The following is an 8,339-nucleotide window of genomic DNA, read 5'->3' on the forward strand; positions in this document are numbered from 1 at the left end:
TGATGTTCTGATCGAGGGGCATTTTCATCAGAATTGCTCTTTTCATTTCTCTCAATTGCATTACATTAATGTGGGTGCTTTTGCTTGCAATGAAAGATACTTTACTGTACAATCAAGTCAAAATAAGACGTTATTGCACGAAGCAATTTTTCGTAAGGAGCCCCGATGAAGGGACAAGGAGATACTTTAAAAGTCGGCAGCAACGAGATGGAGCTTGTCGATTTTCGTATATTTAAGCGCGAAGGCGATGAAGTATACGAGGGTATATATGGTATAAACGTCGCAAAAGTGCGTGAAATCATCCGATTTCCAAAACTCACCGAATTACCGGGAACCCCGCCGTTTATCGAAGGTATTTTTGACCTTCGCGGTGTTGTTATTCCCGTAGTGAATTTGGCCAAATGGATGGGTGTTGACGCACCTGATGGAATAGAAAAAGAGTCTCGGGTTATTATTACTGAATTCAATAACATTCTGATCGGATTTGTTGTCCATGAAGCGAAACGAATCCGCCGTATCAACTGGAAAGATATTGAACCCGCATCATTTATTTCGGGTGATGGCGGGATGGATAGCTCCAAGATTACGGGAGTTACCCGTATTGAAGACGATGCGGTTCTTTTAATCCTCGATTTGGAAAGTGTTGTCCAAGAACTGGGGCTCTATCAACCGGCTAGCGGCAAACTTGAAGACGGTAAATACAACTTTACCGGGTATGTTCTTCTGTTGGATGACAGCTCTACTGCACGCCGTATTATCAAAGACGCATTAGAGCAGATGGGCTTTGATGTTATTGAAGCGACTGACGGTGAGAACGGCCTTAGAATCTTGGAAGATATGTATTCCAAATACGGGGAGAGTATCTCTTCAAAACTTCGTCTTATCGCTTCAGACATTGAGATGCCGTTGATGGACGGATTTCACTTTGCAGCGAATGTAAAAGCCGACCCAAGATTCAAAATGATTCCGATCGTTTTCAACTCTTCGATCAGCGATTATTTCAGTGAACTTCGCGGAAAAGAAGCCGGCGGAGAGGCATACTTGGTCAAATTCGATTCGAATTTATTTTACGATGAAGTAGCACGTGTCGTACGTGCTCATATTGAATAGGGGTTAGGCAATGGATGAATTTCAAGAGATATTACAAGACTTTTTGGTTGAGTCGTTTGAACTGATTGAACAGCTTGACCAAGACCTTGTCGAGTTGGAGTCACGACCCGATGATTTGGATCTTCTAAATCGTATATTCCGGGTTGCCCATACGATTAAGGGGGCAAGTTCGTTCTTAAATTTCGATGTATTGACCCATTTGACGCACCATATGGAAAATTTGCTCAATATGGCACGTCATGGAGATTTGGTCATCGATGCTGACGTTATGGACGTTATCCTCGAATCGATTGATTTGATGAAAGCGCTCCTTGTCCGTATCCGTGACAGCGGAGAAGATAGCGGATTGGAAGTAAATCCATGTGTTGCACGTTTGGATGCCGTCGCAAACGGTACATCATTAGGTGAAACAGTCCCTGCACCGGCAGCAGCTCCATCAACCCCTGCACCTGAGCCTAAACCTGCCGTTGCAGCCGTAAGTGAAGAAGAGCCTGACTACTCAGGGATGAGCGATGCTGAAGTTGAAGCGGAAATTGAGCGCCTTATTGCAGTCCGTCAGGCTGAAGATGCGGCTAAACGTGCCAATTCAGCAAAATCATCGACCCCTTCAGCCGAAGAAGAACCGGATTATTCAGGGATGAGCGATGAGGAAGTTGAAGCAGAAATCGAGCGTCTTATTGCAGTGCGTCAAGCCGAAGATGCCGCGAAGCGTTCAAATAAAGCTCAAGAACCTGAGCCAGTAGCACCGGCAGCATCCGCTCCTGTACCGGTTACTCCACCTGCCGCCCCTAAAAGCGAACCTGCACCTGTCGCAAAAGCTGCTCCGGCACCTAAAAAAGTTGAAGCGAAAGACGATGGTGAAAATCGTGGCGGATCAGCAGTCGAACAAACCATCCGTGTCGACGTCAAACGACTTGACCATTTGATGAATCTTATCGGAGAACTCGTACTCGGTAAAAATCGCCTTATCAAAATCAATGACGATGTTGAAGAGCGTTACGAAGGGGAAGCTTTCCTTGAAGAGCTAAACCAAGTCGTATCGATTGTCTCATTGGTAACGACCGACTTGCAAATCGCCGTTATGAAAACCCGTATGTTACCGATCGGAAAAGTGTTTAATAAATTCCCTCGTATGATCCGTGACCTATCACGTGAACTAAACAAAAAAATTGAGTTGGAAATTACCGGTGAAGAGACGGAGCTTGACAAATCAATCGTTGAAGAGATCGGTGATCCGCTAGTACACATTATCCGTAACTCTTGTGACCACGGAATCGAGACACCGGAAGTACGTCTTGCTGCCGGTAAAGAAGAGGGTGGAACCATTCAGCTTAAAGCATACCACGAAGGTAACCATATCGTTATCCAGATTATTGATGACGGTAAAGGGCTTGATGCCGATATGCTCAAATCTAAATCGATTGAGAAAAATATTATTACCGAAAAAGAAGCCGATACGATGTCTGAGAAAGAGGCATTCGGTCTCATTTTCCGTCCGGGATTCTCAACTGCCGCACAAGTTACGAGTGTTTCGGGACGCGGTGTAGGGATGGACGTTGTTAAAACGAATATCGAAAAACTCAACGGAATGATCGACATCGACTCCGAAGTGGGTCAGGGTACGTCGATGAAACTGAAAATCCCTCTTACCCTTGCGATTATTCAAGCATTGCTCGTCGGTGTTCAGGAAGAGTATTATGCGATTCCACTCGCATCGGTTCTTGAGACGGTTCGTATCAGCAAAGATGAAATTTATACGGTTGAGAGCCGTTCCGTCATGCGTCTTCGTGATGAGGTTCTTTCCCTTGTCCATATCGGCGACATTTTCGAAGTTGAGCGCGTATTTGATAACAGTGAACATGCGTATGTCGTTGTTCTCGGATTGGCTGAGAGCAAAATCGGTCTTATCGTCGATTCTTTGGTCGGACAAGAGGAGATCGTTATTAAATCTCTCGGTGAATACCTTAAAGGGATCGAGGGGATTGCGGGTGCAACCATTCGCGGTGATGGCGGCGTAACCCTCATCGTCGATGTCGCGGCATTGATGCAAATGGCAAAATCGGTTAAATCAACCGTTGGGCAAGAGAGTGCGGAAGCCAAAGGACGCGGCGGCGCTAAAACTTCACCGACGGACTACTGTGTTATGATCGTCGATGATTCAAAAACTGACCGTACCATTATGAGAAAAGCGCTTGAACCGATGGGAATCACTCTGGTAGAAGCAACCGACGGTGTCGAAGCACTGAATATCTTAAAACAGGGCGATCATAACTTTGACGGAATGTTAGTCGATATTGAGATGCCGCGAATGGATGGATATACCTTGGCGGCAGAGATTAAAAAGTACAACAAGTATAAAAATCTTCCACTGATCGCGGTTACGTCTCGTACCGGAAAAGCTGACCGAATGCGCGGAGTTGAATCAGGAATGGTAGAATACATCACGAAACCGTATTCACCGGAATATCTGATGAATGTCGTCAAACGCAATATCAAATTTAATGAGGGGCTATAACAATGAGCGAAAAACTTCAACAAATTATTAATAAGCAGAACAAAGCCCTCTCCGGAGATGATATTAAAATCGATGAAGTGATCCAATTGGTCGGATTCATCGTGGGGGATGAAGAGTTCTCGGTGCCCATTTTGAGCATTCAAGAGATTATCAAACCGATCTCTTGGACACGAGTTCCTCAAACGCCTGAGTATATTTTAGGTGTCTTTAATCTGCGCGGTTCGGTTATCCCATTGATCGATTTGCGTTCACGTTTTGGACTAGAAACCCAAAAACATACCGAAGAGACCCGCTTTATCGTTATGAAAAATAACGATGACGTTGCCGGATTTGTGATCGATCGTCTCACTGAAGCGATACGTTTACCGAAAAAAGATGTCGGCCCTGCGCCGGATACCGTTAACGAAGAAGCGAGTATGATTGACGGAGTCGGTAAACAAGCCGATCGTATCATCACGATCCTCAAAGTCGGTAAACTTTTAGAGAGAAATTTCTAATTTAGTTCCATTTATGGCACAATAACGCCATGAATGAAACACACTTTTTAAATCGTCGCTCAAAACTCCTCGACTCTATGGAGGAGGGGGTAGCGATAATCACTTCTGCACCTACCAAAACCCGCTCTAACGATACCGAGTACCCTTACCGTCAAAACAGTGACTTTTATTATCTTTGCGGATTTAATGAAGACAATTCTATTTTAGTCCTGATCAAAACTCACGAATTCACCAAAACTATTTTATTTGTTGAAGCGCATAATGAGATTCATGCCCTTTGGAACGGTGCACGTTTGGGCGTTGATGGCGCTTTGAAGCGGTTTAGCGTCGATGAAGTGCATGAGAGTGCCGAATACGCAGGGATGATCAAAGAACTTTTACGGGAGCATATCAATCTCTACATAGATCTGTACAATGCCTCACCGCGACTGATCGAAGCCAAAACGGCGGCAGAGGCACTTCAATCCATGCGGGGTGTTAAACGCCATATCCGTTCCATTCGTGATGTTACCCATCTGATTCGAACCTTACGGTTGATTAAATCTGAGCTAGAGATCGCCCATATACGTAAAGCACTCACGATTACGGCGGAAGCACATCACATCGCAATGCAAAAATGTCGTGTAGGGATGAAGGAGTACCAACTTCAAGCCGCAATGAGTTACGTTTTTTTAAACAGCGGTGCGATGAGCGAAGCGTACGGAGCGATTGTCGCAGGGGGGAACAATGCCAATACCCTCCATTACGTCGATAACCGTGATGAGCTTCGAGAGGGCGATTTAGTCCTTATCGATGCGGCGTGCGAGTGGGAACTCTACGCCAGTGACATTACCCGCACCTTTCCGATCAACGGAAAATTCAGTGAGGCACAGAAGGAAGTGTACGAAAAAGTTCTTGATGTGCAATTGCGGGTCATTGATGCGATTAAACCTAATGTGAAACGGGACTGGCTCCAAAGCTACAGTGAAGAGTTACTCTGTGACGCTTTAATCGAATTGGGAATATTGGTTGGAGAACGAAATGCTCTTATTGAAGCCAAAGAGCATAAAAAATATGCACCGCATGGGATAGGTCACTGGATGGGGTTGGATGTTCATGATCCGTGCCCGTATGTGGACGAAGCGGGAGAATCGTTAGCCTTTGAAGCGGGGATGGTGATGACTATCGAGCCGGGGCTGTACTTCCGCGCCGATGATGAGTCTGTCCATGAGCGCTATCGGGGCATCGGTATCCGCATTGAAGATAATATCCTTGTCACTGAAAGCGGCTATGAGAATCTATCGGCGATGATTGCGAAGAGAGTGGAAGAGATTGAAGCGATGTGTCAGTTATAAAATTTTTTTCATCTTTTATCAAATAGTAAACTCATCAAAATATATATCTTAATTCAAAATAATCGACATCGAAAGTATTTAGATATAATTTATTAAATAATATTATGGAATTGAAATGAATAGTATAGAGAATGTTGAGTTATTTAAAATTTTAAAAAAGAAAGATGAACAATTCGCTTCAAAGGTTTTAGAAACATCAAATTTAATCGAAGCGCTAATAAACAAAAAAACTACCATTAACTTTCCAAACTATACAAACCATGACATTAATCATTCAATAAATATTATGAATACCATGTATGAGTTGATACAAGCTAATATTGATGATTTCAATCAACTAGAACTTGCTTTGATGATTTATGCAGGGCTTTTTCATGATATTGGAATGTCACTTGATGATAATGAGATTTCAAAGATTAAGGATAACACTTCTAAGTATTTATATAAACAAAGTTTTGAACAAATAAAAAAGAATTCTGCCAATGAAGTATTAGCACTCCAAGAAGTAATCCGAACTCAACATGGAAAAATAGCTAATGATTTAGTCGTAAACAGATATAGCGAATATTTTATATTAGTAAATACATCAATATCATTTGCCAAAGATTTAGGCTTAATTTGCCAAAGTCATACAGAAGGTGAAAACTTTGTAAGTAGTTTAGAAACAGACAGCTTAAAAGGAGAGTATTCTTATAATTCTCAATTTATAGCAATACTTCTACGAGTAGCAGATATATTAGACATTGATTCCACGAGAACACCACTTGAACTTTATAAAAGTATGGACTTAAACGAATATAGTAATGAAGAGTGGTTGAAAAATTTCACTATTGACAACACAAAAAAGATATTTGAAAAAAATGATTTAAAAATAGTTAGACTTGATGGCGAAGTTAAAGAGATTAAAGTTCATAGAAAACTTTTGAACTATATCGAATGGATTGAAAACGAATTAAAACTTGCAGTTGAAAAAACGGCAGATATGCAAGAAAAATATAGGTTACATATAAATATAAAAGTTCAAAACAACATTAAACCTATCGGCTATACCGTTCCTGATTTAAAATTAAATATGGATTATAAAGCAGTAACGAACCTACTTATGGGTGAATCTGTTTATGGTAGCAAGTCGTTAGGGCTAAGAGAATTGATTCAAAATTCTATAGATGCTTGTATGGTGAAAAAAGAGAAGTTGCAAAGTGATTATAAACCTACAATAGAGATCTATATTTTAAAAGATAAAAACCAAATTATTGTAAAAGACAATGGCATGGGAATGAATGAAAATATCATTAAAAAGTATTTTCTTAATGTCGGAAAATCTTACTATAAGTCAACAGACTTTCTAAACTATGAACACAGCTACAATCCAATCGGAAATTTCGGTATAGGATTTTTATCTTGTTTTATGCTTTCATCTCATGTAAAAGTGGTGACAAAATATCACGGTGAGAAATACAAATATAGTATAGATTTAGAGCAAAACAGCGAGTATATCTCATTTACAAAAAATGAAGATTACGAGATAGAGTCTGGGACACAAATCATACTTCAATATGATTCTGTCATTCAAGCAATGGGATTCAAAGAAGATGGTTTCGAAAAATTATTGTCTAAATTTATCACTGATAATATTTTGATAGAAGAGTTTGAAATTAAGATAAACAATAATAGCATAGAACAAAATAAAGAGATAAAAAAGAGTGAATTTATTATTGATGTAAATCAATATGCCAAAAATTTATTTGGAATAATAAATTTACATAAGGCTGTTTATTATGTTAGTAATATAGAGTCTCAATTTGATGATAGTTATGCAATATTATATTTTGATGGAGACAAAATTATAAAACTTGATAATCTACAAGAGTTAGTGTTAGACATTATTGTTCAAAACAATAACCTTCTCTATTGCAAGATACCATTGTTAGAATATTCCACTAATAAAAAATATCATATCTTAAAAAATGCAAGTTATCTTGATGAAAGTGATGCTATTAATAGTTTAAATGATGATATAAAAGAGTATATTTATTTATTTTCTCATAAGAACTTTAGTTTTGAGGAAGGATATGGCGGTGTTTCATCAACTGATTATGATCTATATCTATATTTTGAAAATAAAAAAAATGAATCTGAAGGGATTCATACAGGTATTTCTATAAATGAGGTACGAAAAAAAGCTAATATAGATAAAAAGTTCTATACACCTCTATTTATAGTTAAGAACGTTGGTCTATTGTATAAAGATTATTCCTCAGTCATGTTTTTTGATAATAACAATTATATGACTAATACTGAGTTATATATTAAAAATATAAAAATAAATGGACGACCAAATAAGCTTAAAAGAGCTAGTTTTATTGGCGTATTAGAGCAACGCATAAATATAAAAGACAATAATATAATTCCAGATTTGGCTAGAAAAAATTTAACAAGTGATTCAAATACATTACTGGAATATGCAATATATAAAGTAATTCATGAGTATGCATTAGAGAACTTTGATTTAACATCCAATGAGAAAGTTTTGTTGAAAAAGTTTATAGATACTTATTATGGTGAGGATAGTATTTTATTAACAAACTAAGTAGGTAGATAAATAAAGAGGTTTGCAGATCACAAAATCTCATACCCATTTTCGATAACACCTCGAAACTCCTCCGAAATACCATACCAGTCCAATACATCGACACGAATGGGTAGTGTCGATTCCTGTAATGCCTCTTTGAGCGCGCGCATGATATGCCGATCAATCGGTTCGTCACATTTAATGGCGATGTCGATGTCGGAATAAGGTTTTGCCGTACCGTGGATACGTGAGCCGAATACACGGATTTCACATTCGCTAAGATGTTCGGTAATAAGTTTTTTAAGAAGGGC

6 protein-coding genes are annotated in these 8,339 nt (G+C 39.4%); 5 read left to right on the forward strand and 1 reads right to left on the reverse strand.

The features are described 5' to 3' along the window. Positions 1-165: 165 nt before the first annotated feature. The 5 genes from A2517_RS06675 (at position 166) to A2517_RS06695 (ending at position 8,046) form a co-directional block, all read left to right on the forward strand. Complete coding sequence (locus tag A2517_RS06675) at positions 166-1,110, forward strand: chemotaxis protein (RefSeq protein ID WP_294895360.1); 945 nt, start codon at positions 166-168, stop codon at positions 1,108-1,110. A gap of 10 nt (positions 1,111-1,120) precedes the next feature. Further along, the gene (locus A2517_RS06680) at positions 1,121-3,625 is read left to right on the forward strand and encodes a chemotaxis protein CheW (protein ID WP_294895362.1); all 2,505 of its coding nucleotides are present in this window, start codon (positions 1,121-1,123) and stop codon (positions 3,623-3,625) included. Positions 3,626-3,627: 2 nt separating this feature from the next. Then, positions 3,628-4,122, forward strand: a complete 495-nt coding sequence (locus A2517_RS06685) for a chemotaxis protein CheW (RefSeq protein ID WP_294895364.1) — start codon at positions 3,628-3,630, stop codon at positions 4,120-4,122. 29 nt (positions 4,123-4,151) lie between these two features. Further along, positions 4,152-5,456, forward strand: coding sequence for an aminopeptidase P N-terminal domain-containing protein (locus A2517_RS06690; protein WP_294895366.1), 1,305 nt, complete (start codon positions 4,152-4,154; stop codon positions 5,454-5,456). A 115-nt stretch (positions 5,457-5,571) separates the two neighbouring features. Then, positions 5,572-8,046: an ATP-binding protein gene (locus A2517_RS06695; protein WP_294895368.1), complete on the forward strand. Its 2,475-nt coding sequence runs from the start codon at positions 5,572-5,574 to the stop codon at positions 8,044-8,046. A gap of 29 nt (positions 8,047-8,075) precedes the next feature. On the opposite strand, the gene A2517_RS06700 is transcribed toward A2517_RS06695, so the two are convergent. Then, positions 8,076-8,339: nucleotidyltransferase family protein (locus A2517_RS06700; RefSeq protein ID WP_294895371.1), on the reverse strand; the 264-nt coding region annotated here is incomplete at its 5' end.

This window comes from Sulfuricurvum sp. RIFOXYD12_FULL_44_77 (genome assembly GCF_001830725.1).
GTDB lineage: Bacteria > Campylobacterota > Campylobacteria > Campylobacterales > Sulfurimonadaceae > Sulfuricurvum > Sulfuricurvum kujiense_A.